The following is a 26,032-nucleotide window of genomic DNA, read 5'->3' as shown; positions in this document are numbered from 1 at the left end:
TTATGCGTCTCCATGGAAAGAAGTACAACTGGGGACGCAAATTCCGGGCAAATTCTTTCCGCCTTCGTGTCACAATAAAAATGGCACGCGGAAATTTATTAATTAACGCGGTGAATCAGGCGGCATAAACCGCGCACGTGAGGCACCGCCCTCGACGGTGTTCGAGGCCAACAGCGCAATTCACTGGCGATGCTACTGAATGCTGAAGGGAAAATATTTGGCGTTGATCATGTCATAGGTTCCATCAGCCTTGATGGACTTCAGCGCCGCGTTCAAGCGTGCCAGCCGCTCACGATCATCCAACCGCACCGCGATTCCAGAACCGTCACCAAAGAATGTGACGTCAACCAGATCAGGTCCCCTGAACTCGCAGCAGCTTCCCGCCTTTGTGTTCGCAATCCAGTCGTAGATGGCAAGTTTATCTTCCAAGATAACGTCGACACTTCCATCCGCCAGTCCTTTGTACAATTCGGGTGAAGACCGAAAGACCGTCTTGCGCGTTTGCGGATAGAGATGGTTGGCAAAGGATTCCTGGGCGGTTGACGATGTTACCCCAAGGTTCTTGTCACCAAGGGCGGCGGGGCTCACCTCTTTGATCGGCGAATCTTTTCGCACGATGAACACCGTCGGGCTGTTGTAGTATCTTTCGGTGAAGGCAACCTTTTGGCGCCGCTCGGCGCTCATCGACATGGATGAGATGATCGCGTCGTATTTCCCGGCAACAAGATCGGGAATCATGTCATCCCACTTCTCGATGATAAATTGGCATTCGAACTTACCAATCTCGCAGACGGCGTTGGCAATATCGATGTCGAAGCCTTGAAGCTTATTATTTGCATCGAGGTAATTAAAAGGTGGAAACGCGCCTTCGACGGCAATTCGCATCGGCGTGCGCTCTTGTGCAGCCACTTGAAAAGGCAGTGTTGCGGTCAAAAGGAGACCTATGCCGCCTGCTACTAACGTTCTACGCAATATAGTCTGAACCGATGGGCGCGACATAGTAGAGGATCCTCAATAAGTGGTTGATCGCGCACATAGTACGTAGTTGCTTTTAATTCTACGTGAACGCTTCTTTGTTAGAACTGATCCAGCCGTAGTTTTGATTTGATGATGACGCCCTAGTCTAGTGGTGTTCGGGGATCTGCGCTTGCACATTATCCGTTCCTCCAACCCGAAGTCGTTTCAACAGTCCTGGATAGCTTCTGGGAGAATTCTGTTTCTGATCGCTGCCAGTGGCCTGGGAGCGATTGGACTTGTCGTGCTTTCGGCGCTGTGGGCGGGAACTGAAAGCGATGCCGCTGCTCTTGATCGACAACGGCTGCTCGTCAATGCGCGCCTGCGAGAACAGGTCGATCAGGTAGCACGCGTCATCGGGCAAGTCGGGAATGGTTATATTGCCGCAAACCGCGCTTACCCGGCCTCCGGCTCCTCGTCGGCTTCACCTGCCTTCAATACTGTTTTGACGACGGCAGCGGGAAGTGCGGTCAGCCAGACTGCGACATCCGTCTTCGGCTACGACCAGGCTTTCGTCGTGGACGAGCATGGCGAGCTGGTCATGATGGCGGATGGCGAAACGGAAAAACGCTATCGGTGGATGAAACCTCTTCTTTTGCCGCTGCTTCGAGAAGCTGGCGCTGCCCTACGCCAAGACACGACGTTCACCGCACACCTACCGGGATCACCGGGCAATCCCGCCGGAAGCACGGTGCCCGTTCATCGCGGGTTGGCCAGTTTGTTGCGCCTGGAAGGTCGACCGACGATCGTCGGCATCGCGGCCGTCAAGGAACCACACGAGAGACAAGGGCAGTCGTTGTGGCAATTCCTGATCGTCGTGCGGTTCCTCGATGGAGCTGCCCTGGACGAATTGAGCCGGGAACAAGGACTGAATGGCGCGCGCTTTGCACGAACCGCCGACGCAGACGGTGACGAAGTTGCATTTCAGATTGACGATACGACAAACGGCGAGCCGATCGGCTTTATCGTCTGGCGACCCGACCTTCCGGGATCAAGGGTGATCGGCAGGCTGATGCCTGCACTTTCGATTGCTGCCTTGATGATGGCGCTTCTTTTCACGATCCTGCTTCTCCGCCTGCGAAGCAGCCTAGGTGAATTGAAGAAAAGCGAGTTCCACGCAAGGCAACTTGCCCTCCACGATGTGCTGACGGATCTCCCCAATCGCGCCATGTTTGCGATCAGGTTCGACGAGTGCCTGGCTGAATTGGAAAACTCTTCCGAGCGATCGGCAATCGCACTTCTTGACCTCGACCGGTTCAAAACCGTGAACGACACATTCGGTCACGCCGCCGGCGACGAACTCATCAGGATGGCTGCGGGTCGGATCCGTTCGCTCCTTCGTTCACGAGATACTCTCGCCCGGCTCGGAGGGGATGAATTCGCCCTGCTTCTGCGTGACATCAAAGATCACGATCAAACGCTGCCGCGAATTTGCGAAGCGATCGTTGCGGAGCTTAGTAAGCCGTTCCCCCTGTTGAAGGGCGAGGCCGTTGCCCGGGTTGGCTGCTCGATCGGCGTGGCGATCGTGCCCGATGCCGGACGCAATGCGGATGATATCATGCGTTATGCCGATGCCGCGCTGTACGAAGCAAAGGTAAGCGGCAGGGGACGATGGCTGGTTTATTCGCCCTCCATGGACGGAGGCAGAAATGCGCGCGACATTCTTAAAAACGAATTGCGTGAGGTTTTGGCCAAACTCCGCGTCTCATCTGGCGGCAGTGAACCGGGCGAGCTGTTTTCCGACCGACCGGACTTCGGGTCGCTGGAAGTTTATTACCAACCGGTGTACCGGGCGGGCAAGGGATACTCCGTGTCGGGCGCCGAGGCCCTCGTGCGGTGGAGCCACAGCCAGCGTGGGCTGCTGACGCCGGCCAGTTTCATCCCTGCGGCGGAAGAAGGCGGCCTTATCGACGCACTTGGATTCTGGGTATTGCGCGAGGCCTGCAAAGCCGCCTGCAGCTGGCCCGAAAACACGTTTGTTGCCGTCAACGTGTCTCCTTCTCAGCTAAGGAGACCCAATTTTGTCGAAGAAGTAAGCGCTGTTCTTCAGGAGACCGGGCTATCCCCATCCCGGCTTGAGCTCGAGCTCACCGAGACCTCACTCATCGAGGATTACGCGGATATCTATGCGGTGCTGAAATCCCTTCGCAGCCAAGGCGTTCAAATTTCCCTCGATGACTTCGGAACCGGCTATTCCTGTCTCAGCCATTTGACGCGCTTTGACATCGATCGGATCAAAATCGATCGCTCGTTCGTCTCGCTCCTCGGCACAAAAGCCAATGGGGCAGCCATTGTCGGTGCCATTATCTCGCTGAGCAACAGTCTCGGTATTTCGACAACGGCGGAAGGGGTCGAAACAGAATATCAGCGCGACTTCTTGGCGGCCTTGGGCTGCACCGACCTCCAAGGCTATCTGTTCTCCAAGCCGATTCCTCTTCATGAGCTCGATTGTTTCGAGAAACCTCATAGCAATGAAAAATTACTCGCGACCAGCTGAGAAATCATCCGCTCCTCTTGTCGTTCCTAGCTTGGCTTGTAGCCATGACGCGAAAAGAAGCGGTCAAGCTCCCGCTGCTGCGGATTCTGTCCGGTATAGATCGCGATATATTCCGGAATTCGCTTCATGCGCACGGTAATGTCTTCCCTGGACTGCATCGAGATGTAGCCGATCTGGACGAGGTAGGTCGTCCGCGCGCGGACGTCGGCGGAAACGGCGTCATAGCCGAAGCGGGTGAACATTCGCGACAGCGCTTCCATGCGTGTCTGGTCAGCGCGGCGAACCTCTTCGAGAATGTCCGTCGACTGCAAGGCCCAGCTGCGCACGGCGAACTCGAACTGAGAATCGAACAAGTCCTTGTTGAGCCAGCAGTCGAAGACATTGAACATCGCCTCTACGAGCGATTCCGCATATGCCTCGGACTGCTTGACCAAATTCCCGGTATTCTTGTCCCGCCACTTGCTGACCAAGGCGCCTAGAAGTTCTTCGCGATCCTTGAAAAACCAATAGAAGCTCGTGCGCGAGAGCTTGAGTTTCTTCGCCAGCGGCTGGATCTTTACGGACTCCACTCCGGAATCGATCAGGGAGGAGTAGGCTGCTTCCAGCCAACCTTCCTGAGACCCCCGCCATCCGTTGTCGTTTCCACCCTGGTCCATGAGCCATTTCCTATCAAATTGCGACGGTCTCAACAAGTAAAATGTACATTAGTGTCTAAACAGAAGACGTATATGTTTTCTAGATTGACATATGTGTACATTTCCATTTAGCGTCATGCGATGTTTCCAATCCGGAGCACGAGGCATGTCGAGCGATCCTCTTCTTCAGCCCTTTAAACTAAAGCACCTGACGCTGCGCAACCGCATCATCGTGACGTCTCACGAACCGGCGTATCCCGAAGATGGCATGCCGAAGGAGCGCTATCGCGCCTATACGGTGGAACGGGCCAAGGGCGGTGTTGCGCTGACGATGACGGCCGGGTCGGCTGCCGTCTCGCGGGACAGTCCTCCGGTTTTCAACAACCTGCTCGCCTATAAGGACGAGATCGTTCCGTGGATCCGCGAGATGACCGACGCGGTTCACGAACACGGTTCCGCCATCATGATCCAGCTGACGCATCTCGGTCGCCGCACGCGCTGGGACAAGGGTGATTGGCTGCCCATCGTGTCGCCTTCCCACCACCGCGAAGCCGCGCACAGGGCGTTTCCAAAGAAGATCGAAGACTGGGATATCGAGCGCATCATCAAAGACTTTGCCGACGCCGCCGAGCGCATGAAGGCCGGCGGTATGGACGGTATCGAACTGGAGGCCTACGGACATCTGATCGACCAGTTCGTCTCGCCGCTGACCAACGAACTCGATGGGCCGTATGGCGGCTCGCTTGAGAACCGCCTGCGCTTCTGTCTTGACGTCTTCAAGGCGATACGGACGCGGGTTGGAGACGATTTTATTCTCGGCGTTCGATACACCGCGGACGAACGTCTTCCCGGCGGTACCGGCAAAGAGGAGGGTATAGAGATTTCGAAACGGCTGCGCGACAGCGGTCTGATCGACTATCTCAACGTCATCCGCGGCCATATCGACACCGATCCTGGTCTCACCGATGTCATTCCCATCCAGGGCATGGCGAACTCTCCGCATCTCGACTTTGCCGGCGATATCCGGGCCGCGACGAACTTTCCGACGTTCCACGCAGCCAAGATCCCGGACGTGGCGACCGCCCGCCACGCCATCGCGGCAGGCAAGGTCGACATGGTCGGTATGACGCGCGCCCACATGACGGACCCGCATATCGTCCGCAAGATCATCGAGAAGCGCGAGGACGATATCCGCCCCTGCGTCGGCGCCAACTACTGCCTCGACCGCATCTATCAGGGCGGCCTTGCCTTCTGTATTCACAACGCCGCGACCGGGCGCGAGCAGACGATGCCGCACATCGTGCAGAAGGCCGAAGTCCGCAAGAAGGTCGTCATCGTGGGCGCGGGACCGGCGGGGCTCGAGGCGGCGCGCGTGTCCGCCGAGCGCGGTCACGACGTCGTTGTCTTCGAGGCCGCGAATAATGCCGGCGGCCAGATCCGTCTGACGGCGCAGAGCGAGCGCCGCCGCGAGATGATCAGCATCATCGACTGGCGGATGAGCCAATGCGAGAAGCTTGGCGTCATCTTCCATTTCAATACCTGGGCGGAAGCCGAGGCTATTACCGCCGAAAAACCCGATGTCGTCATCATCGCGACCGGCGGTTTGCCGCATACCGATGTGCTGTCGAAGGGCAACGAACTCGTGGTTTCGTCCTGGGATATCATCTCAGGCGATGTAAAGCCGGGCACCAACGTACTCGTATTCGACGACGCCGGCGATCATGCCGGTCTGCAGGCAGCCGAATTCCTCGCGAAAGCGGGTGCAAAGGTCGAGATCATGACGCCGGACCGGTCCTTCGCTCCGGAGGTCATGGCGATGAACCTTGTTCCTTACATGCGCTCGCTACAGACATTGGATGTCACGTTCACGGTGACGTTCCGGCTGGAAGCGGCGGAAAAGAGCGGCAACCAGATCATCGCGAAGGTCGGGAGCGATTATGGCGGCGTCGCCAAGGAAAGGGTTGTTGACCAGATCGTGGTCAATCATGGCACGATCCCGCTCGACGAACTGTATTTCGAACTCAAGCCGCACTCCCGAAACCTGGGCGAGACCTCGTACGACCAGCTTCTTGCAGGTGAGCCGCAATCCGTCGTCCGCAATGAGGAAGGCCAGTTCCAGCTCTTCCGGATCGGCGACGCGGTCGCCGCGCGAAACACGCACGCCGCGATCTACGACGGCCTTAGGATCGCGAAGGATCTTTGACGTCTCGGCCGATCTTCCAGAAGGACGAGCCTTTACGTCGCGACCTGGGTTGCGAAGAGAGCGGCGCCCTGCCTGCGTAAAAAGTCGAAGCCGGCGCCATTTCGGTGGAAACCGCTCTGACGCTGCCCTAGTTCCATGGGCTGTATGTAGCGAGAAAATGGGGTGGGGCAGATGCACATAGACGGAAGATGTCATTGTGGGTTTGTTTCATACAAGGCGGATATCGACCCCGAGCAGGTGTCGATCTGCCACTGCACAGACTGCCAGCGGCTGACGGGGACGGCTTATAGGGTCACCGTGAGCGCGCTACGCAAGGCATTTGAGATCACAGGAGGAGAGCCGAAACTCTACGCAAAATTCGGCGATAACGGCCGCCGCCGGTTGCAGTACTTCTGCCCGAATTGCGGGTCGCCGATCTACACGACCGGGGAGCTTGAAGATGCTGACGAGGTGGGCATTCGTCTAGGGACGATAAACCAGCGACAAAAGCTTCGGCCCCGATCGCAGAGCTGGTGCTCGTCTCGGCTGCCCTGGATCGACACCATAGGGGATCTCCCCGGACGGCCAGGTGATTAGCACGATATTGGGGCGAGTAAGCGGACGGCGCCGAATTCTCTTCGCTGCGCGACATTCGATTGATTCTCGGCGGTCCCGTCGGTTTGGTACTTGCTGGTCAGCGATCGATGACCAGATCGCTCAGAGGTTTCGAACAGCAGGGCAGGAACATACCGGCGTCGATTTCTCGCTGCCTGATGCCACCATTATGGTTCATCTCCACCGAACCCGAGACGAGCTTGGACTTGCAGGTTCCGCACATGCCGTTGGAGCAGGATGATGGGAGCCGGATGCTGCCCTTCTTCGCCGCTGCCAGCACGGTCTGATCGACGGAGACTTCGAGCGTCCGCTTCTGCTTCGAGAACTCGACCCGGTAGATCTTCCCTGCCGGCTGTGCCTCGACATCGAGGCCCGGCTCGTCGATGACAGCTGCATCGAAGCTCTCTTCGATGTAATGGGACGCAGGGACGCCAAGCGCTGCTGTGATCGAGCGGGCCGCCGCCATGAACGGCGCCGGACCGCAACACATGACGATCCGCTCGGCGATGTCAGGAACGGCAAGCTTCAGGAACTCGGACGAGATTCGACCCGTTAAACCCGGCCAGGCGCGCTCGCCAATGACCGTTTCCGGCAGGAACTGCAGTCGCAGGCCTTTCATGCGGGCTGCAAGACAGGACAGTTCGCTGCGGAAGATGAGGTCGAGTGGCGTACGGGCTGCATGAAGGAACACGATGTCCGCCGGCTCGCAGCTATCCGCCAGGTCACGGGTGATCGACATGACGGGGGTGATGCCCGAACCGCCTGAAAGCAGCAGGAGCTTCGTTCCCGCCACTTTCGGGCGGATGAAGTGCCCGAGCGGCCCCTGACCCTTGACCGTCATGCCGGGAACCATGTTGTCATGCAGCCAGTTCGAGACCTTACCACCCGGCACGCGCTTGACCGTTACGGTGAACGCATTACCGCGATAGGGCGACGACGAGATGCTGTAACAGCGAGCCTCGCCGTCCGAGCCTGTGGGGAAATCGAACAGGAAATACTGTCCGGCATCGAAGTTGAAACGCTTGCCTTCGGGAGATGCAAACGTGAAGCTCCTCACGTCATGCGTTTCCTGATGCACGTCGACACAAACGAGGGTCTCGTCCCGTTCCGGATCCCAAATGTCGGCGTGAGCCCGCTGCATCTGTGTGAACTCAATACCCATGAGCGCGCATCCGATCGATGTACCAGGCCGCGAACTTGTCCAGGTTGGTTTCCGAGAACCGGGAATAGGGACCTGGCTGATAGGCCGGGTCGAGTGCACCGGCGTGCGAGCGGGCGACGAGATCCGCGTCCTGGTCGGTCGTTGCGATCCAGACGTCGGTCAGCTTGTCGAAATCGTAGTCCTTGCCTTCGACGGCGTCCTTGTGGACGAGCCACTTGGTTCTGACCAGCGTTTTTCCTGCCGAGAGCGGAATGACGATCGCGACGACGGCATGGTCGCCCATGAAGTGGTTCCAGCTGTTGTGACCCCAAAGATGCGTATCGCCGAGGTCCTTGCGGGTCATTTGACCGAGGAGCTTCGACGATGCCGCCGTCGCATCATGCGTCTGGGATTCGCCGGCACCGGCGATGATCAGGCGCTGGGTCCGGAAGTTCGTCGCGCAGTCGACGAGCTGCTCGACCGCGGCTGACGGAAAGCCATCGGCTTCCCAGGCCTTCGTGCGCTCGTCGTAGAGCCGAAAGTGCTCCGCTGCCTGTTCGCGATCCTCCGGGTTCAGCGTCTCCGGGTCGAAACCGAAGTCGAGATCGACGAAAGAAACACAGAGCTCCGGATGGTTGGCGGAACAGTGATAGCACTCGCGATTGTTCTCCATCGTGAGCTTCCAGTTGCCGTCCTCGATGACATCGGTCTGATGCGCCACCTTGGCGTTGCGTATGTCATATGGCGCGAGGCGCTCGATCATGGTCTGCTCGAGGTTTGCAATGTCCTCCGGAGGATTGTCGGAAAGGCAGACATAGATGAGGCCGGCGATCGACTTGAAATTCACCGGTTTCAGGCTGTGACACTGCTTGTCGAAGTCCTTGCCCATGTGGGGCGCGTAGGCCAGTTCGCCTGTCAGCTCGTAGGTCCAGGTATGATAGGGACAGACGAGTTTCGAGACGATGGTCTTTCCGGCGTCGAGCAGGCGCGACCCGCGGTGGCGACAGACGTTGTGAAGCACGCGGAGCTCGCCGTCGTCGTCGCGAAGGAGGATCAGGCTGGTCTTGCCGATGTCGGCGACGGTCGCATCGCCCGGCTCCGGAACGTCGCAGTCAAGGCCGACGCAGATCCAGTGCTTATGGAAGAAGACATCGATGTCGGCCTCGAAGACGTCCTCGCGCGTGTAAAGGCCGGCCGGCAGGGAATGACCATCGGCGCGGGCTTCAAGAAGTGCTGAGATGTCAGAGGGAAGCCTGTTTAGCATGATAACCTCTCATGGTTCGATGAGAGGCAGTTTGCTCTTGCATCTCATAGGCTTCAACGGCATTAATTTTCAGCGATCCATAACTTTATGTAATGCGAAGGATGCTTGATGAACTTTCGGCGTCGTATCCCATCCCTGACGGCATTGATGACGCTTGAAGCCGTTCTGCGGCACCGAAGCTTCACCGCAGCCGCAATCGAGCTGGGCGTCACGCAGGCAGCAGTCAGCCGCCAGATCGCGGCATTGGAGGAAGAACTGGGATTGCCGATGTTCGTGCGCAGACACCGCACCATCGAACCGACCGCGGAATGCCTCACCCTGGGAACGACGCTTGCTCAGAGCTTCGCGAATATCGCGGACACCGTCGACGCGGTCAGATCTTCGCAGCAGGACGTCGTGACGATCGGCGCGACGGTCGCCTTCTCCTCGTTCTGGCTTCTTCCCCGCCTGGCGGAGTTCCGGCGCGAGAATTCGGGCGTGCAGATCAGGGTCGTCTCGCAGGATGCCAGGATCGATCTCGACGCAGGCGGTATCGACATCGCCATTCGCTATGGAAGACCGCCGTTCGCCGATGCGACGGTTGTTGCCTCCCAGGAGGACTTTGTCGTGCCCGTATGTTCGCCCGACTATTTCCGGCGGCGTCTGTCCGGCGATCTCAGCGAAACCGACGAATTCATCGAGACAGACGTGCATGACAGATCATGGCTGTCCTGGCCACAATGGGCTGAGAAGATGGGTCGTGCCTTGCGGATAAAGCCGCATCTTCGCTTCAACCACTATACCGAGGCGATCGCGGCCGCGCGCGCCGGGCAGGGGATCGCGCTGGGCTGGCGTCTTCTCGTCCAGACCTTTCTGGACGACGGCACGCTCGTCGCCTTGGAAATGGCCGAGATGCCCACCGAGGACCGGTATCACGTTCTGCTCCCAGTCAGAACACGCCGCAAGCCTGCGGCCGAGCATGCGGCAAACTGGTTCGCGAACGCGCTCACTCGTTGAAGGCACGGAAAATCCTCTTGAAGCCTGGGATCGGCAACCAAGTGCCGCGCGTGGCCATCCGGGACCGATGAAACTCGTACCGCCGGCTGTGATAAGACTGTGATTTCAGAGGGCAGCCAGCCAGACCTTGACGCCCGCGAGGCTGTGGAAATCATCGACTGCGCGTACCTTGACTGAAGGCAGGGCGGCGGCCGCCATTTCCGCCAGCGCACGGCCAGGCCCGAGTTCGAGGATCGCGGTCATGCCACGTTCGCCCAAGGCCTCGATCACGTCTGCCCAATCGATCCTCTCGGCCACTTGCCGCGCCAGACCCTTCCGAGCGCGATGCGGATCGGCAACGAGAGTGGCGCCACTGGCGGTCATGAGACGCAGGGTCGGGCGGCTCATGACCGCCGAGGCGAGGGCATTGTCAAACGGCGCCACCGCACCCGCCAGCCGCGGCGTATGGGAGGCGACGTGCACCATCATCGGGGCGGCACGCGCCGCACCTTCTTCCAACGCAGCCGTGCAGAGCGCATCGATCGATCGTCTATCACCGCCGACGATGAACAGAAGATCCGGGTTCACAATGGCAATTGCGCAACCGAACCGGCCGGCGAGCTGTTCCACGGTCGCCCGTGGCAAACCGCGCACATAGCCGAGCCCGTCATCCGGCCCGCCCACGGCGTCCATTGCCCGTGCCCGTTGATCGACCAGCCTCAGAGTATCCATGGGCGACCAGACGCCGGCCACCCCCCAAGCTGCCATTTCCCCGACGCTGTAGCCGGCCACCATCGTCTCGCTGGGCGCGCCCACCGGGAAAAGGGCGCGGGCAATGGCAAGCGCACGCGTCACGCACAGGATCTGGCCCTCGCGGTTCGCATGCAAGGCGGTTTCGGATGCAGTCCGGCAGAAGTCCGTCGGGTGGGTCCCAAGCACGGCAGTCGCGGCCTCGAAAACGGGATGCGCAGCGGGTTCGGCCGCCAGGAGCCCGAACATCTCCCGATTCTGATGACCTTGGCCCGAACAGAGCAGCGCGAGGGTCACAATTCCATCACCTCTGTAAACAGCGCCATGGCAAGCAGATCGGCGCAACCGCCTGGGCTGAGGTTACGCGCGACGAATGCCTCGTGAATGGCTTTGGCATCCCACCGCCAATTCGCCCGTCCGACCCCACCGTCCACCAGGAAGGCGCGGGCCTTGTCACGCGCGAAGTTCAACCCTTCGGGGCCGGCACGATAAAGCAGATTGCTGTCGTCGACCACCGCGATCAGCGCCATGCAGGCATGGACCCTTGCGGCTTCCTCATCACCCATGGCCAGGCGCCGCCCTTCGTCAAGCGCTGGGCGGGCGATATCGTAGACGGACGGCATGCCGGCGGCAGCCTCGGCCCGAGCGCCTCCGACACTATAGCGTCGCGCCACCACGCTGCCGTGACTGTCATGCTCCGGCGCCGTGTTGATGATGTCACGTCCCCAACGCCATGCGACAAGGGTGCCGAGCGGTACCCGCCAATCGCACGCCGCCGCCAGGCCGGCCGCCGCCGCCAAAAGGCCCATGCCGAAGATGGCGCCGCGATGGGTGTTCACCCCGCCAGTCGCATCCCGCATTGCTTTTTCCGCTTCCATGCCGATTTGGCGCAGGCGATCCATGCCGGCGTCCATGGCGCCTGCCTCGGCAAGCGCGATGAAGAACGGCTCCAGCGTCCGGGCACTGAGGCGCAGGAGATCGGCATCCATGTCGGCGTGAGCGCCGTTGTCGATGTGGCTGACCAAGCCGGGCTTGGGCCAGGTTTCCACCTCCAGAATGAGCGCTCGTGCGGCATGCTGCCCGATCAGCGCGGGATTGCGATGCCTGATGGCGAGGGAGCGTGGTTCGGCCAGCAACGGAAACGTCATGCGAACAGCGCCTCCCGCGCAATCAAGGCCGATCCGGTATGGGATTTGATCAAGATTTCCGGATTTCCCGACAGCCATTCCCGCCACTGCACGGCAGTGCCTGAGGGCGTGATCAATTCTGCGTCGATCCGCATCGGCGCGTGTACGGCGATATCGTTCAGTAAAGCCGTCATCCGCGTCGCATCCATGCTCGAGCGACAAGCGACCAAAAGATCAAGGTCGGACGTGCCGGTCAGATAGGAAAGGCCGGTCAGGTATTGCCAAGCCAGACTTCCGAAACAACGACAGGAGGCATCTGCCTCCAAAAGCGCGCCAATGGTCGGACGCCATCGTGCCGGTGCCGCAAACAGTACATCCCTCAGCAGGGGAGGAGGCGCCGCCCGTATTACGGCGGCTGGCGGGCAGGCGAGAGCAAGCCGTTTGCGTCCCATGTCCGGCGGAAGGGGCAGCCCCAACGGTAGGGTGTCTTTTGGATCGCTGCAGGTCCGACGGCGAAAAATTGCCGGTCGCCCCAATGCCGCCCATGCCAGCAGATCGGGTTCTATTTGCGCTTCGATTTGGCTGTGCAGCAGACCCGGCCATGCTTCCGAACACACATAGGCGAGATCGTGGCGGCGGAGGGCAGCGACATCAACCATGGAGCAAAGCCAGCCGTTCTACTTCGGCCGCAATCGTGGCAGCCTTCGGCCGGCCGCCCCGATCGGCTCCCAATCTTGCACGCAGATCACTCGATACAGGCTTGGCAAGTAGTGCTACGAGTTGAGTGTTCAAAGAGGCAACTGGGTCCCAAACTTCCGCTATGGCGCCGGTGGCAAGAAGATTATCGAGGCCGGGCGCGAAGACGGGCGTTGTCCCGGCCTTTTCCTTCAGCGTCGCGAGCGGCAGCTTGGTCACTCGGGCCATGGATGGCAGGTCCATGACTTCGGGCCAGGCGGTGGGCAGGGCTACCAGCGACCCGCATGCCAGTGCGGTGGCAATGAAGGCACCGGCGGCGCTACCCCCATAGAGAAGGCCGACCGTCCGGTGCCCCGCACGCTCCGCTTGCCATAGGGCTTTCGCTAGATGCGCCAACGCCTCGCTGAGACCGAGGAGTTCGTCACGCCGGCTCATCCTTTGGCTCCCGGAGTCGACCAGGAACAACAGGGGAGAGCTATCCGGGCGCCGCGCGACCGAAAGGATATGCGCGGCCAGCGCCACCGCCTCATCGATGCCGGGATAGGTCTTGTCGGCAATGCCGATCACATCGATCCGGTTTTGCTGGTCCAACCGGCCCCAGCCGGTAACAAGCCCGTCCGCTTGGGTTATCTCATGGCCGGCGGGAAAGAGGGAGGATAGGATATCAGCGAGCTGCATCGGCGTTCTCCCGATGGATATTGGCTGTGGCGAGGAAAGTCTCGATGTCCCGCTCCGGTATTTGCCCGGGGTCCTCGATGCGCAGTCGCGCCCATATTTCGGTAGCATCATGCGCATCGCCAAAATGGCGCAAGCGATGTTCGAGCCGCGTCTGTTCCGCTTCCAGCACCGACTGGTCCAAAGTGGCCGGCCGTTGCAGCGCGGCAATCGCGCCGGTTCGGAAAGCGGCGATATCGTCTTCGACGAAGACATCAGTCCCGCCAATCAGGTAGCGATGCTTGCCGCCCATGGTTCGCCAGACCAGTGCCCGGTCGCGGGAGTCGAATTCTTCGACGCCTTTGTTCGTCTCGATAACCTCTGGCCCGGACACGGACAGGCGCCCCTGCTCGGAGATGACGAGCGTCGAACAGCAGCCGGCAATCAGGCTGCCGCCGCCATAGCAGCCCGCCCGGCCGCCAAGAAGGCCGATGACGCGCACGCCCTCGGATCGCGCCTCCAGCACGGCGCGGATGATCTCTGAGATCGCCAGCTCACCGGCATTGGCCTCCTGCAGGCGCACGCCGCCCGTATCGAAGAGAATGACGATATCCCGCTGCATCTTAGCTGCGGCATGCAGCAGGCCTGTCAGCTTGGCGCCGTGCACCTCGCCGATGGCGCCGCCCATGAAGCGCCCCTCCTGGGCAGCCACCAATAGCGGGCGGCCGTCGATGCTGCCGGAGCCGACGATGATCCCATCGTCGAACTGCCGAGGCAGATCGAAAAGCGCAAGATGAGGGCTCGTCTCCCGCCGCTCCGGGCCGAGGAATTCGGTGAAGCTGTCAGCGTCGAGCAGATGCAGCAACCGGCCGCGGGCCGACTCTTCATACCAGCTTCGGCGCAGCGTGTGAGAACTGTTCATTCTGGCTTCTCCATCAGCCGCACGCCCTGGGCCAGGCGCAGCGCCACCATATCCGGCCGTGCGCCGCCGTCATTGATCGTGATGCGCAGACCGCCGGCGGCGGAGCGCGCCGCAAAATCCTCGGTAACCGCCGCCCACAGCTCGCTGAAACCATGGGCTGGCGTTGCAATCTCGATGACGCAACGGTCGGGCGCCTCCCGCCGTTCAAGCAATATTTCGAGGTTACCCGAAGCGACGACGCCCACCAGAGCGACGGCGCGGGTTCCGCCGGTCTGCGTCGATTTCAGTTCATAGAGTAGATTTTCCATGGCGTCGGCCTTACCAATTGCGGAACCGGGAAGGCGGCCTGTACAAGCCGCCGGAGGCAAGCATCAGATCCTTGATGGAATGCGCAGCCAGCAGGCTGCGATCGGCATCCAATGGATCTATTCCAAGGTCTTCGGGACGCTGGATGACTTTGCGCTGACGTAGATGCTCCACCATCTTGCGGTCCCGGGCGCGACCGACCTCGGTGTAGCCGGCGACCCCCCGGATCGCCTGCTCCCGCTCGTGCATGTCACGGCACAGCAGCAGGTTGGCGATCCCCTCTTCCGTCACGATATGGGTCACGTCATCACCGTAAATCATGACAGGAGCCAGATCGAGCTGCAGCTTGTCGGCGAGATCCAAGGCGGCCAGGCGCTCGACGAACATCGGCACCATGCCATCGCCAAAGGTTTCGCCGATCTGGACGACCAGTTTGCGTCCGCGGCGCAGGGCAGGGGCTCCGGTGGGATCGGCTTCCCTGCCGGCACGCAGCCAGGGTTCGCTCGGATGGCGCCGGCCTCGCGCGTCCGATCCCATATTGGGGGCGCCGCCGAAACCGGCAACCCTGCTGCCGGTCACGGTCGAACTGTTGCCGGAAAGGTCGATCTGCAAGGTCGAGCCGATGAACATGTCGCAGGCATAAAGTCCCGCGGTCTGGCAAAAGGCGCGATTGGAGCGCAGCGAGCCGTCAGGCCCGGTGAAAAAAATGTCGGGGCGGGCCTGCATATAGTTTTCCATGCCCACTTCGGACCCGAAGCAATGGATTTGCTCCACCCATCCGGCTTCGATGGCGGGGATCAGGGTGGGATGAGGGTTCAGCGCCCAATGCGTGCAGACCTTGCCCTTCAATCCCAGTCGTTCGCCGTAGGTCGGCAGCAGCAGTTCGATGGCTGCTGTATTGAAGCCGATACCATTGTTCAGGCGCCGCACACCGTAGGGTACGTACAGTCCCTTGATAGCCAGCATTGCCGTCAGGATTTGCGTTTCGGTAATGGCCGCGGGGTCGCGCGTGAACAGCGGCTCCACATAGAAGGGGCGCTTGGCGTCCACCACGAAATGAACCTGATCGGCGGGAATGTCGACGCGGGGCACGCGATCGACGATCTCGCCCACCTGGGCGACGACCAGTCCCTTGCCGAAACTCGTCGCCTCGACGACCGTTGGCGTGTCTTCCGTGTTCGGTCCGGTGTAGAGGTTTCCCGCCTTGTCCGCGCTGACCGCCGCGATGAGCGCCACTTGCGGCGTCAGGTCGATAAAGTAACGGGCGAAGAGTTCCAGATAGGTGTGAACGGCGCCCAGTTCGATCTGGCCGCCGAACATCATGCGCGCGATGCGGGCCGACTGCGGGCCGGAATAGGAAAAATCGAGCCGCCGGGCGACGCCGCTTTCGAAAATATCGAGATGCTCCGGCAGGACCACGCCCGACTGCACCATATGCAGGTCGTGTATCCTGGCGACATCGACTTTGGATAGCGCCTTGGCCAGCAGGTCGGCCTGCTTCTGGTTGTCGCCCTCAAGGCAAACTCGATCGCCAGGCTTCAGGATCGCTTCCAGGAAAGCGACGAGGTGCTGCGGGTCGACAAGCTTGCCGGCGGAGAAACGCTGGCCGGCTTCGAGACGAGCCAGCCTGTCGCGACCCTTTGTGTTCCAATCTCGCATTTCAATTGCCCTTTGTATGCGCAAGAGAGCGCTTTCGAGGGTTCACTATATATACAATTGCCAGAAACGCAATAATGTGTATTTTAAATGCGCTACAAGGCATCTTTGTATTCATGGGAGGAGAACAAATGTCGATCTTGTATTTCTTCGGGCGCGCATGCGGGGAGGATCGTCCATGATGATCTCCGGTGTCGCAATGCTTGCCATTTGCACTCTCCTGGGGAGCGTCCTCGGCGATCTCTTGGGAGTGGCGCTTGGCGTGAAGGCGAATGTCGGCGGCGTCGGCATTGCCATGATCCTGCTCATCGCCACGCGGCTATGGCTGAGCAAGCGGGGCTTATTGACGCTTCCGCTCAAACTCGGCGTCGAGTTCTGGGGAGCTCTCTACATTCCGATCGTCGTCGCCATGGCGGCTCAGCAGAACGTGCTGGTGGCAGCACGCAGCGGCCCGCTGGTGCTGATTGCTGGGATCCTGACTGTTTTCGTTTGCTTCGCGACCGTCGCACTGATGAGCCGCGTCGGCAAGAGAGGCGAAACGATGGATGAAATCGAAGCGAAGGCCAGAGGCGAGCTTGCTGCCTCCGGCAACGCGGTTTGAGGAGGCTTTCATGGAGATCTTGAAACACGGCTTGACCGCCAACAGCCTGCTCACCGCGTTTGCGATCGTCGGCTTGGTCATGTGGCTGTCGAACGCGATTTCGAAATATGTCCTGTTCGGCCGCATCCACGGCTCGGCTATCGCAATCGTCCTGGGGCTCGCCGCCGCCTTTGCTGCCGGTCTGTGGACCGGAGGCGAAAAAGGGGTGGTGGATATTCCAATCCTTAGTGGCATCGGCCTGATGGGCGGAGCCATGCTGCGCGATTTCGCCATCGTCGCCACGGCCTTTGAAGTTGATGTCGCCCAGGCGCGCAAGGCTGGTGCGGTCGGCGCGCTTGCCCTGGGCCTCGGCACGGTTCTCCCGTTCATCGTCGGCTCCTTGCTAGCCGTTGCCTTCGGCTATACGGATGCCATATCCATCACCACGATCGGCGCCGGTGCCATAACTTACATCGTAGGACCTGTGACGGGCGCGGCTTTGGGCGCAAACTCGGCTGTGATCGCACTGTCCATCGCGACCGGTGTTTTCAAGGCCGTCCTTGTCATGGTCGGAACACCGATCGTGGCCAAGGCGATCGGTCTCGACAATCCCCGTAGCGCCATGGTGTTCGGCGGCCTGATGGGAACCGTCAGCGGCGTATCGGGCGGCTTGGCGGCGACCGATCGTCGTCTCGTCCCTTATGGCGCACTTACGGCGACGTTTCATACGGGGCTGGGCTGCCTTGTTGCACCTTCGATCCTTTACTTTGCCGTACGAGGGATTGCCGGGAGTTGATTATGCCGGTCGAATCGGCGCGGGAGATGTTGATCGCCGTTGGCAATTTCCCTGTGCTTACTGACCCAATCGTCGTCGACGATCTCGTCGCCAACAGGCAAATCAGCCCCGGGGGTTCATATCGATTGCTATCTATCGAATTGGATGCTGTAAAATTGAATGGTTGCCGCCAGATCGGAAGCAAGGTTTGAAATGACGGAATTTGACGAAGCTGGATCGATCGGCCAGCGCATTAAACTGGTGCTGATGGATGAGATTTCCTCCGGTGCCATAAGGCCTGGCACGAGTTTGGACGAAGCAACGCTGAGCAGCCGCTTTGGTGCTTCGCGCACCCCGGTGAGGGAGGCTCTGCGTCAGCTGGAGGCGATCGGTCTAGTTGAAATTCGCCCGCGACGCGGAGCAACCGTCCTGCCGCTGACATTGCCGCGGCTTATGGAGATGTTCGAAGTGACTGCAGAGATGGAATGCATGTGCGTCCGTCTGGCCACTCATCGCATAACGGGCATGGAACGCGCGGTTCTGGCTGAAATTCACGAACGTTCCGAACTCGCGGCGAAAGCGGACGACTTCGAACAGTATGACAAGCTCAATTTGTCCTTCCACGAAGCTTTGTATCGCAGCGCGCACAATGAGTTTCTGTTCGATGAATTGATGCGGCTTCGCGCAAGGCTCCTGCCGTTCCGCAGAACTCAGCTGCGTCAACCGCAGCGATTGGCGGCTTCATTTCGTGAACACGAGGCGATCTTGCGCGCAATGATGCGCGGCGATGCAACGCAAGCGGCTTTGATCATGCGCGAGCACATGCTGAATGCCGCCCTGGCATTGGCGCGCTACATGGAAATCGGCGAGGGAGCCGCATAAAGCGAGCATCCAACAAACGCGCAAGATGGATCAGGATATAAGCCTATAAGGGAGGCTCGGAAACTGCGGCAATTGTCGTCAATTTCGAACATGGTGAGAATGCCACGATGCGTTCGGAGATCATCGCCAATGACCTCATAAATCCGCGTGGGATTTCCGAAGGGCAGCAGCGTTCCATACGCTTCTGCTCGGTCATACGCCACGCACGCGCAATTCACGTCCGATTGACATAGCCAGCCGGCATCGCCGCAACACGATCTCAATGCGTTGCGGCGAAGCCGTATCTGTCTTCGTCAGAGCGGTCTGACGTTTTCCGCCTTCGACTTGCCGGTCTTTCGATCCTGACCGAGATCATAGGAAACGGACTGCCCTTCTTTGAGCACATCGCCATATTGCAAGGCGGAGACATGCACGAACACGTCGGCTCCTCCCGATTCCGGCTCGATGAAGCCGAAGCCCTTGTCGCTGTTGAAAAACTTAACTTTACCAGTCGGCATGCCAGTCCCCCGTATCTATACAGTTTGATTGCGACGGCAACCTAGCGGTCAGTCGGCGCCAGATCAAGCGGGTCGAACGAGGAGGTTTGATGTTGTCCATTTTCTCTTATGCTTTCGCCTTTCGCCGGCTTGGGCGGCAGCCGAATTTTCCATGATCCTTTGCGGCCGTCGCAATCCCACATCGTTGGGGGGACCGGAGCCACGAAAGGGCATTCGCCAATACGGCGAGACCTGCCGGCTCATCGGGCAGATGTGCCGGATGCAGCAAGGTTCAACCAGCCGTGAGCTGCTGACGGAAGCCGGCATGAGCGCGCTTCCTGCCGATTGAGACGATGTCGAGCGACCCAATGCCAGAACCTGTGTCTGCAATACCGGCCAAGTCGCTCAACATTGTCCGCGCGAAGTCGGGCGCAATGTGATGCGGCATGTGGCCAACATCATTCAGCAGCTTGATAGTCGGAGCGGGATGCTTTCCCCGGATCCATTCCAGATGCCAGGAGGGATCGATAATCTTATCGGCGAGCCCGAACAGGACCGATATCGGCAGGTCCGCGGGGAGTGTCGTCAGACCCTGCATATCGGTATTGAATGCTCGAAGCTCGTCCGCCATGGACTGGATCGAAGTTGGGTTGAGCAGATGATGCGCGGGCAAATTTGCAAGCGTGGCCGGGACGGGGTTCGGATACGACGAGGCTCGAAGTCCGCGCTCGACAAAGTATCCGGGCCAGCGACTGATCACCTGCTGGTAAAATACAGTGCCAATCATCGGAGCTGCGGCGGCTCTGAGCATGATGAGCGGCTTAAACGGTACCGGCCGGCAGCAGGGAGAGAGCAGCAGCAGGCCGCTCAATAGGTCCGGCCTTCGCGCGGCAAGATGGAGAGCAGGTGCGCATCCTATCGAATGCGCCACTATGATGACGTTTCTAAGGTCGAGGAACTCGAAGAGACGCTCAAGCCAGACCGATTGCCCGAAACCTCCGCGCTGGCCCTCTGGTAAGGGGGTGCTATGGCCATAACCAGGGCGGTCGACCGCAATCAGCGGGTGCGCACTGTTCTCGAAAGGGAGAAGAACTTCCTGGGCGAGACTGCCACATCCATGCAAAACGACGACGGGACGCCCCGTGACATTGCCACTTTCCAAGATGTGGACTTGAGCGGAGTTGAATTGAAGAATTTTACCGGTGCGGGCGATGACGTGCAGCGTTTTCATTTGCCTCAAACGTAACGCGTCCGAAATTGTTCCATTGCCGTCAGTTTTCGAGCGCGGTAACTTCGCCGAAATATCTGCGTGGTCCCGAGGTAAGCTTGCTGTCAAGCAAGATGGAAGATGCAACCGGCATTGAAGTTTCCGTGATGTTACTAATGGCAGAATGCATCCGGTTCGTCTGGATAAAATCCGGACAATAAATCAGTCTACGCCGTTTATACTCAGAAAGGATGATGCGACATCCGCGGGTATTCTATGGTAAAACATAGATACGCTGGAGGGTGGGATGTCGTATCTACGTCACGCCGCAACCATTGCGCTGAGCGTCATGCTGCTCGCGCCATTGTCTTCGAGAGCCGCCGAGAAGGTCGGTCAGGCAGTGCTGATCAAAACCGAAGTTACGGGCGAAGGCGGTCCGCTTACGGTCGATGATCCCGTACATCGGGACGAGCGAATTCGTACCTCCCTTTCGGGTCTTGGGCAGTTCACCTTTCGAGATGGCACGAAGCTGGCTGTCGGAGCCGGCTCCTCTGTTGTCATCGATAAATTCGTCTTCGACGACTCGGGCTCCGTCAAAAAGCTTACCGTAAATGCGGCAAAGGGCACTTTTCGTTGGATGAGCGGAAATTCGAACCACTCCGCCTATCAGATCGTCACGCCGGCCGGAACGATCGGCGTGCGCGGGACGGTATTTGATTTCTATGTCGGGGCCAATGGCACCACGGCGGTCGTTCTGTTGAGTGGCGCCGCGCAATTCTGCGGTGCCGGCGGCTGCAAGCAGTTGAAGCAGCAATGCGACTGCATCGTTGCAAAACGCAACGGCCAGGTCAGCGATCCGCGCCGGGTCAACCGCGATATCCTCAAAACCCTCGGCAACCAGCGAGCTCTGCCGTTTCTATCCGGGGATCAGCAGCTTTCGGGACGAATGGGTTTTGCCGGCGGCGGCGGATGCGGCATGTCGACGGCGATGAAAGATCGGCCCAACGGGGTCTCTCCGCGCAGCGCTCCGGCGAATAGTCCTGCTCCTGCTCCGGCGCCGCACGATACGCCGAGCGCCCCCAGCCCCCAGGCGACGCCACGTGCCGAGACGCCTGCCACACCGCACGAAACGCCCAGCACGCCGGATGTTTCAAATCCGCCAAGTACGCCCGACATACCGGGCAAACCGGATAAGCACGATGACGACGAAGGCAAGCATCACGATCACCACGAGCATCGCGACCATCATGGCAGAGGTGACCACGGATGGGGTGATCATGACGAGGGCGACCAGGACGGCCAAGGCGACGACGGCAATCATGGCAATCACGGCGGCGGGCATCACCATCGATAGCACAAGGGTTGGGGGCACTGGCTGTCAAATCAGCTAGACGTCGGCCGCCTTGTCTGCGGTTTCGTCGGCGAAGTGTCCGGCCCGGCGCGAAATCTGGCTGTAAAAACCCTGCAATAGTCCTGTTGCTACGGCTTGCGCCTTGAGTTTCGCCGCGCTGACGAGTTTGCGGCTGCTCGTCGACCGTGTTCGGAGAGCGGCTATAAGCTGCGTGTGCATGGACTGAAGTTCGGCAAATTCGGTGGATCTTGCCAGGCGCGCGTCGCCGACCACCGCAAAGAGTTTGGTTCGCATACTCTTACCCTTCAGCGTCAGCGCTCCGGCTTCGAGCAGAGCGCAATCGGGCAGCAGGCTCGCTGTCGGCTCGGATACCAGAATGTCGAAATTGACGTCCTTGCAGGCGGATTCGATGCGCGCGGCAATATTTACGGCGTCGCCGACCGCGGAGTAATTGAAACGTGTCTCGGCGCCCATATTGCCGACGCAGGCAAGCCCGGTATGTATGCCGATCCCTATCCCGACCCGCCGCTCGTCTCCGAAACCGAAAGCATCGCCTTTGTTGAGGCGGGCGAGCGTTTCCCGCATGCCGAGAGCCGCACGGATCGCCTTGCCGGCATGGTCGGAAACATCGACGGGAGCGTTCCAGAATGCCATGATAGAGTCGCCGATGAACTTGTCGAGCGTGCCGTCATTGGCGATGACATGATAGCTCAGCGCATCGAGCAGCGTGTTCAGAAACGCGACGACGGCGCTTGGGGTCATCTCCTCGCTGATCTGCGTGAAGTTTCGCACATCGACGAACATGACCGTCAGCTCGCGCTCATCGCCTCCGAGGCGCAGGGCATTGCGCGTATGCTCGATGCGATGGAGCAGCGATGGCGAGAGATAGTGGCCGAAAGCCCGCCGTACGTCGCGATGTTCCCGATCGGTTACGAGAAAACGGAATGCAGTCGCGGCGAAATGCGTGATCGATCCGGCGACGATCGGTGCCAGCGGATCGAAGAGGAAACCCCCATAAAGGAAGGCAAACCAGGAGGCCACAAGGGCAAGTAAGGTAATCTGCAGGCCGCAGGCAAGGGCTACGGCCGGATTGACGAAGGTGGTGAGGATTACCAGAAGGCTGCCCAAGACGGCGATGAACAGGATTTCCAGCCCGTCCGCCCAATCCGGCCGGGACAGGAAACGGCCCGAAAGGATCTGTTCGACGATCTGTGCATGGATGGAGACACCCGGCACGTTTTCACCAAGCGCCGTCGTGCGGACATCCTGGAGGCCGGAAGCGGATGTTCCGACGAAAACGATACTGCCTTCGATGGCGGTTCTTATATCGGCGGAGGCGTCTCCTGGCGAAAGTACCTTCGCTGCCGAAATATATCGCTCCGCGGTGTCGGGACTGACATAGAGCCAGAGCTCTCCTGCCGCCGTTACCGGCACGACGAAATTCCCGATTTTCACCCGGGTCAGTGTATTCGGCGTGTTCGGCGCTGCGTCGAGCACGTAGGTGGAGGCTCCCTGTGCGACGCGAAGCGCTTCGAGCGCGAGATTGGGGTAAAGCTGCTTGCCGTCGCTGAGGAAAAGTGGAACCGCGCGCACCACCGCCGATGATGCGCCCGGATTGAGGCTGATATGGCCGAGGCCCGCGGCATTGGCTTGCAATTGCGGCTGCAGCGGCGTCGCGGCCTTGATCGCCGGCGGTGCACCGAAAGGAGTTTCGCCGGTATAGGCAAACCCCGCCTTGACCGGCGGCAGATAGTTTCCCTCGTTAGAGAGACCGAAGCCCAGAACGACCGGTCTTCCCGATAGCGATTGGGAGAAAATCTCATCATTGTCCGGCAGCTTGCCCAATAGTGCGGGATCGATGCCGGTGACATCGCGAACCACATTGCGAGGCGACAGTCGGTCGGGCTCGGCAAAGAGGACATCGAAGGCGATGGCGGACGCGCCCATATCGGAAAGCCTGTCCACAAGGGCGGCAATCCGGTTTCGCGGCCATGGCCATTGACCGAATTCGCGCAGCGACGTTTCGTCTATGTCGATCACCCGGACGGGCTGGTTCTCGAAAGTCCGGGGCACCAGGCGCTGATACTGGTCGAATGTCAAATCGCGGGCGAGCCTCAGCAACTGGGGATCGCTTGCCCTAAGGGTCGTCAGCGCTGTGACGATCGCCAGGCCGATAACGACGCCAATTTGCTGCGCACGCGTCACCATTGCGGTGTCGGTTCCTTTGCCCGCATCCCCAGGCAATAGGAGCAATTCGGAGAAATGCTGCGCCAGGGAAGAATATGCTGCCTTGTTCTCGGGAGCGATGCAATGATCAAAGTATCGAAGAGGTACGGGGCAGTGTTTTCATGCGGTCGTATCCAGCTTCAGTCTCGCTTAGATTGAGCCGTTTCAATTTAATCCTCATCGGGAATATGAGAATCGATGGCGATCGTCTCGAGATTGTTTCGCACGCCGACGACGTCGGGTACCGACAAAACGATAGCTTCCAGGTGGCGTAGCTGCGACATTGTCTCGACGCGGCCTTCCAGCGTGACAACACCATCAACGGCACGCACGTCGATGTTGCCGATATCGACCTCGCCGATCTCTTTCAGTCGATCCGTGATCTGCGCTTCCAGTTGATCGTCGTCTATTCTATTCGCGGGCAAAGGGTTGGTTGTATCGATCCTGTCCTCGCGTCCCGACGCATCGGCGGTATCCTTTGTAAACCCGGAGCTCGGATCTTCGTCGAAATTAGCCGGCGTGTCGCCATAGCCCGTGTTGTCGGGCCTGGGCTTTATCGGATCGCCGTCGGCATCCGAATACGGCCACCCCTCACGCAAGTCCCGGTCTTCATAGTCGCGATAGTCTTCCTCGCGGGATGATGGATTTGGTTTACGGGGCTCTGTCATGTCGATCTCCTTTCCTATCGGAGTCAAACATGTCTGAAATCAATTTGTTTCATCGTCTCCGCCGCCAAAGTTTGCCGGGCTTGGATGATGGCAGGCAGAACGCGGTTTGAAATCGGAGCGGTATCTGTTGTTGTGGTTTGTCGTGGCTGCGCCCGATCACCTTCGTCGATGGCGGCGGGGCCTGTCATGGCGAGCAGATGCAGGTTCGCCACATCCGCCTAACGATAAAGGAAGAGTTGATTTTCAGGCATTCCCAACCACTCACAATATAACGCGTTACTGGTCGCTGAGAGACAGCGAGGCGACCGATCCGCGCCGGATGAGGCTTGTTTTTATGGCGGTGCGCTCCACGGGAACGCCCTTGCCGTTCAACCGTGAAATCAACCGTTCGGCCGCCTTCTTGCCCATCTCGTAGACCGGCTGGTCGATGACGGTGATCGGTGGCGTCGTAACGGTCGTCCAGTCGGCATCCAGAAAGGAAATCATCGAGATGTCGCGCGGTATGGACAGCCCCAGGGTCTGCAGAGACTTGAAAACCCTAAGGCCGACGAGGCTGTCCGAAGCGATGAGGGCGGTTGGCGGTGCCGCATCCTGTAGCAGGTTCTTGACGACGCCATCCGTCCTTGGCTGGTCGGTTGCGCCGAGCCGCACGTAATAGCGCGCCGTCTCTATGCCGGCGTCGGCTTGTTCCTTGAGCACGCCTTCCACGCGTTCGCGCACCGCCGAATTGGAAATGCCGCGGCTATCGCCAAGGAATTCGCTCTCGGCATCCATGGCGGATATATAGGCGATCCGGCGATGCCCCATGTCGAGAAGATGGCGGGTTGCCGTCGCGGCTGCGCCGAAATCATCGCCCGTCACAGCATCGACGCCGAGTTCCGGAATGCTTCGGTCAAAGAGAACGAGGGGCACGCCGACGCGATGTATGTCCTGAAGATGCTCCATTCGGTCGCAGCGCGCCGGGGTCACGATCAGCCCATCGACGCGCTTGCCGATGAGCAGGTCCACCGCCGATTTCTCAGCCTCGAGTTCCTCACCGGAATTGGCGATGATCACATTGAAGCCGGCCATGCGCGCGACGTCGCTGATGCCCCTGACCGCCAGGCTGAAGAAGGCATTCTCGATATCGCCGACCACAACGCCGATGATGCCCGATTTGCCCGTGGTCATGCTGCGGGCCAGTTCGTTCGGCCGGTATTCGAGTGCTGCGGCAGCGGCAAGCACTTGCTCGCGAACCTTGTCGCTGACGACGCCATAGCCGCCGAGCACGCGCGCGGCGGTGGCCTTCGAGACATTCGCTGCCCTGGCAACGTCGGCGACGGTCACGGAGCGTTTTGAGGTAAGGGGCTCTTCCATTCGATGACGACTACAAGAGTTGTTGACGGACGGTCAATCTCAAGTTAACAAATATCGATTGAGACCGGTCTCTTTGT

General features: G+C 59.8%; 25 protein-coding genes. 8 read left to right on the top strand and 17 right to left on the bottom strand.

What is annotated here, in order from left to right:
• Positions 1-192: 192 nt before the first annotated feature.
• Positions 193-999 (bottom strand): transporter substrate-binding domain-containing protein, encoded by an 807-nt coding sequence (locus HGP16_RS06925; RefSeq protein ID WP_168839279.1) that lies wholly within the window; start codon positions 997-999, stop codon positions 193-195.
• 127 nt (positions 1,000-1,126) lie between these two features.
• On the opposite strand from HGP16_RS06925, the gene HGP16_RS06920 reads away from it, so the two are divergent.
• Positions 1,127-3,511, top strand: coding sequence for a putative bifunctional diguanylate cyclase/phosphodiesterase (locus HGP16_RS06920; RefSeq protein WP_168839278.1), 2,385 nt, complete (start codon positions 1,127-1,129; stop codon positions 3,509-3,511).
• 26 nt (positions 3,512-3,537) lie between these two features.
• On the opposite strand, the gene HGP16_RS06915 is transcribed toward HGP16_RS06920, so the two are convergent.
• Positions 3,538-4,167 carry a TetR/AcrR family transcriptional regulator gene (locus tag HGP16_RS06915; protein WP_168839277.1) on the bottom strand — a complete coding sequence of 210 codons (630 nt, stop codon included), beginning with the start codon at positions 4,165-4,167 and terminating at the stop codon, positions 3,538-3,540.
• Between the two features lie 145 nt (positions 4,168-4,312).
• Here HGP16_RS06915 and HGP16_RS06910 point away from each other — a divergent pair, with 145 nt between their 5' ends.
• A complete protein-coding gene (locus HGP16_RS06910) occupies positions 4,313-6,349 on the top strand; it encodes an NADH:flavin oxidoreductase (protein ID WP_168839276.1) in 2,037 nt (678 codons plus the stop codon).
• 171 nt (positions 6,350-6,520) lie between these two features.
• Positions 6,521-6,925, top strand: a complete 405-nt coding sequence (locus HGP16_RS06905; protein ID WP_168839275.1) for a GFA family protein — start codon at positions 6,521-6,523, stop codon at positions 6,923-6,925.
• Between the two features lie 97 nt (positions 6,926-7,022).
• Here the strand turns inward: HGP16_RS06905 and HGP16_RS06900 are convergent, their stop codons facing one another.
• Entirely contained in the window at positions 7,023-8,105 is a 1,083-nt protein-coding gene (locus HGP16_RS06900; protein WP_168839274.1) for an FAD-binding oxidoreductase, read from the bottom strand.
• Positions 8,095-9,348 (bottom strand): aromatic ring-hydroxylating oxygenase subunit alpha, encoded by a 1,254-nt coding sequence (locus tag HGP16_RS06895; RefSeq protein ID WP_168839273.1) that lies wholly within the window; start codon positions 9,346-9,348, stop codon positions 8,095-8,097. The genes HGP16_RS06900 and HGP16_RS06895 overlap by 11 nt, the downstream gene beginning before the upstream one ends.
• Positions 9,349-9,456: 108 nt before the next feature.
• Between HGP16_RS06895 and HGP16_RS06890 the strand changes: the two genes are divergently transcribed.
• A complete protein-coding gene (locus HGP16_RS06890) occupies positions 9,457-10,344 on the top strand; it encodes a LysR substrate-binding domain-containing protein (protein WP_168839272.1) in 888 nt (295 codons plus the stop codon).
• Between the two features lie 105 nt (positions 10,345-10,449).
• On the opposite strand, the gene HGP16_RS06885 is transcribed toward HGP16_RS06890, so the two are convergent.
• From HGP16_RS06885 to mdcA, 7 genes are read right to left on the bottom strand one after another with little or no spacing between them, the layout of a single operon-like run.
• Positions 10,450-11,370: an acyltransferase domain-containing protein gene (locus HGP16_RS06885; protein ID WP_168839271.1), complete on the bottom strand. Its 921-nt coding sequence runs from the start codon at positions 11,368-11,370 to the stop codon at positions 10,450-10,452.
• The gene (mdcB, locus tag HGP16_RS06880; RefSeq protein ID WP_205926380.1) at positions 11,367-12,221 is read right to left on the bottom strand and encodes a triphosphoribosyl-dephospho-CoA synthase MdcB; all 855 of its coding nucleotides are present in this window, start codon (positions 12,219-12,221) and stop codon (positions 11,367-11,369) included. The genes HGP16_RS06885 and mdcB overlap by 4 nt, the downstream gene beginning before the upstream one ends.
• Positions 12,218-12,859, bottom strand: coding sequence for a malonate decarboxylase holo-[acyl-carrier-protein] synthase (gene mdcG / locus HGP16_RS06875; protein WP_168839269.1), 642 nt, complete (start codon positions 12,857-12,859; stop codon positions 12,218-12,220). Before mdcG ends, mdcB begins: the two co-directional genes overlap by 4 nt.
• The gene (locus HGP16_RS06870) at positions 12,852-13,574 is read right to left on the bottom strand and encodes a biotin-independent malonate decarboxylase subunit gamma (RefSeq protein WP_168839268.1); all 723 of its coding nucleotides are present in this window, start codon (positions 13,572-13,574) and stop codon (positions 12,852-12,854) included. The genes mdcG and HGP16_RS06870 overlap by 8 nt, the downstream gene beginning before the upstream one ends.
• A complete protein-coding gene (locus HGP16_RS06865; RefSeq protein WP_168839267.1) occupies positions 13,561-14,472 on the bottom strand; it encodes a biotin-independent malonate decarboxylase subunit beta in 912 nt (303 codons plus the stop codon). The genes HGP16_RS06870 and HGP16_RS06865 overlap by 14 nt, the downstream gene beginning before the upstream one ends.
• A complete protein-coding gene (mdcC, locus tag HGP16_RS06860) occupies positions 14,469-14,780 on the bottom strand; it encodes a malonate decarboxylase acyl carrier protein (protein WP_120668747.1) in 312 nt (103 codons plus the stop codon). The genes HGP16_RS06865 and mdcC overlap by 4 nt, the downstream gene beginning before the upstream one ends.
• A 10-nt stretch (positions 14,781-14,790) precedes the next feature.
• Entirely contained in the window at positions 14,791-16,437 is a 1,647-nt protein-coding gene (gene mdcA / locus HGP16_RS06855) for a malonate decarboxylase subunit alpha (RefSeq protein WP_168839266.1), read from the bottom strand.
• A gap of 175 nt (positions 16,438-16,612) precedes the next feature.
• Between mdcA and madL the strand changes: the two genes are divergently transcribed.
• The 3 genes from madL (at position 16,613) to HGP16_RS06840 (ending at position 18,671) form a co-directional block, all read left to right on the top strand.
• Positions 16,613-17,035: a malonate transporter subunit MadL gene (gene madL / locus HGP16_RS06850; protein ID WP_168839265.1), complete on the top strand. Its 423-nt coding sequence runs from the start codon at positions 16,613-16,615 to the stop codon at positions 17,033-17,035.
• A 10-nt stretch (positions 17,036-17,045) separates the two neighbouring features.
• Positions 17,046-17,810, top strand: a complete 765-nt coding sequence (gene madM, locus HGP16_RS06845; protein WP_168839264.1) for a malonate transporter subunit MadM — start codon at positions 17,046-17,048, stop codon at positions 17,808-17,810.
• A 159-nt stretch (positions 17,811-17,969) separates the two neighbouring features.
• Entirely contained in the window at positions 17,970-18,671 is a 702-nt protein-coding gene (locus tag HGP16_RS06840) for a GntR family transcriptional regulator (protein WP_246705500.1), read from the top strand.
• A gap of 293 nt (positions 18,672-18,964) precedes the next feature.
• Here the strand turns inward: HGP16_RS06840 and HGP16_RS06835 are convergent, their stop codons facing one another.
• Together HGP16_RS06835 and HGP16_RS06830 are read right to left on the bottom strand one after the other, a co-directional pair.
• A complete protein-coding gene (locus tag HGP16_RS06835) occupies positions 18,965-19,168 on the bottom strand; it encodes a cold-shock protein (RefSeq protein ID WP_168839263.1) in 204 nt (67 codons plus the stop codon).
• A 271-nt stretch (positions 19,169-19,439) separates the two neighbouring features.
• Complete coding sequence (locus HGP16_RS06830; RefSeq protein WP_168839262.1) at positions 19,440-20,378, bottom strand: alpha/beta fold hydrolase; 939 nt, start codon at positions 20,376-20,378, stop codon at positions 19,440-19,442.
• A 283-nt stretch (positions 20,379-20,661) separates the two neighbouring features.
• Here HGP16_RS06830 and HGP16_RS06825 point away from each other — a divergent pair, with 283 nt between their 5' ends.
• Entirely contained in the window at positions 20,662-21,708 is a 1,047-nt protein-coding gene (locus tag HGP16_RS06825) for a FecR domain-containing protein (RefSeq protein WP_168839261.1), read from the top strand.
• Between the two features lie 33 nt (positions 21,709-21,741).
• On the opposite strand, the gene HGP16_RS06820 is transcribed toward HGP16_RS06825, so the two are convergent.
• The 4 genes from HGP16_RS06820 to HGP16_RS06805 form a co-directional block, all read right to left on the bottom strand.
• Positions 21,742-23,913: a CHASE2 domain-containing protein gene (locus HGP16_RS06820; RefSeq protein ID WP_168839260.1), complete on the bottom strand. Its 2,172-nt coding sequence runs from the start codon at positions 23,911-23,913 to the stop codon at positions 21,742-21,744.
• Between the two features lie 188 nt (positions 23,914-24,101).
• Positions 24,102-24,599 carry a BON domain-containing protein gene (locus HGP16_RS06815; RefSeq protein WP_168839259.1) on the bottom strand — a complete coding sequence of 166 codons (498 nt, stop codon included), beginning with the start codon at positions 24,597-24,599 and terminating at the stop codon, positions 24,102-24,104.
• Between the two features lie 23 nt (positions 24,600-24,622).
• Positions 24,623-24,811: a hypothetical protein gene (locus tag HGP16_RS06810; RefSeq protein ID WP_168839258.1), complete on the bottom strand. Its 189-nt coding sequence runs from the start codon at positions 24,809-24,811 to the stop codon at positions 24,623-24,625.
• Positions 24,812-24,875: 64 nt separating this feature from the next.
• Positions 24,876-25,955: a LacI family DNA-binding transcriptional regulator gene (locus tag HGP16_RS06805; protein WP_168839257.1), complete on the bottom strand. Its 1,080-nt coding sequence runs from the start codon at positions 25,953-25,955 to the stop codon at positions 24,876-24,878.
• Between the last annotated feature and the right edge of the window lie 77 nt (positions 25,956-26,032).

The organism is Rhizobium sp. P40RR-XXII (assembly GCF_012641405.1).
Taxonomy (GTDB): domain Bacteria; phylum Pseudomonadota; class Alphaproteobacteria; order Rhizobiales; family Rhizobiaceae; genus Rhizobium.
This window is presented reverse-complemented; position numbering and strand designations above follow the sequence as displayed.

Coding starts and splice junctions, on each gene's coding strand:
- HGP16_RS06915 (WP_168839277.1), bottom strand. CDS start 4,167: ATGGACCAGGGTGGAAACGACAACGGATGGCGGGGGTCTCAGGAAGGT.
- HGP16_RS06895 (WP_168839273.1), bottom strand. CDS start 9,348: ATGCTAAACAGGCTTCCCTCTGACATCTCAGCACTTCTTGAAGCCCGC.
- HGP16_RS06905 (WP_168839275.1), top strand. CDS start 6,521: ATGCACATAGACGGAAGATGTCATTGTGGGTTTGTTTCATACAAGGCG.
- HGP16_RS06870 (WP_168839268.1), bottom strand. CDS start 13,574: ATGCAGCTCGCTGATATCCTATCCTCCCTCTTTCCCGCCGGCCATGAG.
- HGP16_RS06900 (WP_168839274.1), bottom strand. CDS start 8,105: ATGGGTATTGAGTTCACACAGATGCAGCGGGCTCACGCCGACATTTGG.
- HGP16_RS06835 (WP_168839263.1), bottom strand. CDS start 19,168: ATGCCGACTGGTAAAGTTAAGTTTTTCAACAGCGACAAGGGCTTCGGC.
- HGP16_RS06830 (WP_168839262.1), bottom strand. CDS start 20,378: ATGAAAACGCTGCACGTCATCGCCCGCACCGGTAAAATTCTTCAATTC.
- mdcG (WP_168839269.1), bottom strand. CDS start 12,859: ATGGTTGATGTCGCTGCCCTCCGCCGCCACGATCTCGCCTATGTGTGT.
- madL (WP_168839265.1), top strand. CDS start 16,613: ATGATGATCTCCGGTGTCGCAATGCTTGCCATTTGCACTCTCCTGGGG.
- HGP16_RS06840 (WP_246705500.1), top strand. CDS start 17,970: ATGGTTGCCGCCAGATCGGAAGCAAGGTTTGAAATGACGGAATTTGAC.
- HGP16_RS06925 (WP_168839279.1), bottom strand. CDS start 999: ATGTCGCGCCCATCGGTTCAGACTATATTGCGTAGAACGTTAGTAGCA.
- mdcB (WP_205926380.1), bottom strand. CDS start 12,221: ATGACGTTTCCGTTGCTGGCCGAACCACGCTCCCTCGCCATCAGGCAT.
- HGP16_RS06910 (WP_168839276.1), top strand. CDS start 4,313: ATGTCGAGCGATCCTCTTCTTCAGCCCTTTAAACTAAAGCACCTGACG.
- mdcC (WP_120668747.1), bottom strand. CDS start 14,780: ATGGAAAATCTACTCTATGAACTGAAATCGACGCAGACCGGCGGAACC.
- HGP16_RS06890 (WP_168839272.1), top strand. CDS start 9,457: ATGAACTTTCGGCGTCGTATCCCATCCCTGACGGCATTGATGACGCTT.
- mdcA (WP_168839266.1), bottom strand. CDS start 16,437: ATGCGAGATTGGAACACAAAGGGTCGCGACAGGCTGGCTCGTCTCGAA.
- HGP16_RS06815 (WP_168839259.1), bottom strand. CDS start 24,599: ATGACAGAGCCCCGTAAACCAAATCCATCATCCCGCGAGGAAGACTAT.
- HGP16_RS06820 (WP_168839260.1), bottom strand. CDS start 23,913: ATGGTGACGCGTGCGCAGCAAATTGGCGTCGTTATCGGCCTGGCGATC.
- HGP16_RS06865 (WP_168839267.1), bottom strand. CDS start 14,472: ATGAACAGTTCTCACACGCTGCGCCGAAGCTGGTATGAAGAGTCGGCC.
- HGP16_RS06825 (WP_168839261.1), top strand. CDS start 20,662: ATGTCGTATCTACGTCACGCCGCAACCATTGCGCTGAGCGTCATGCTG.
- madM (WP_168839264.1), top strand. CDS start 17,046: ATGGAGATCTTGAAACACGGCTTGACCGCCAACAGCCTGCTCACCGCG.
- HGP16_RS06805 (WP_168839257.1), bottom strand. CDS start 25,955: ATGGAAGAGCCCCTTACCTCAAAACGCTCCGTGACCGTCGCCGACGTT.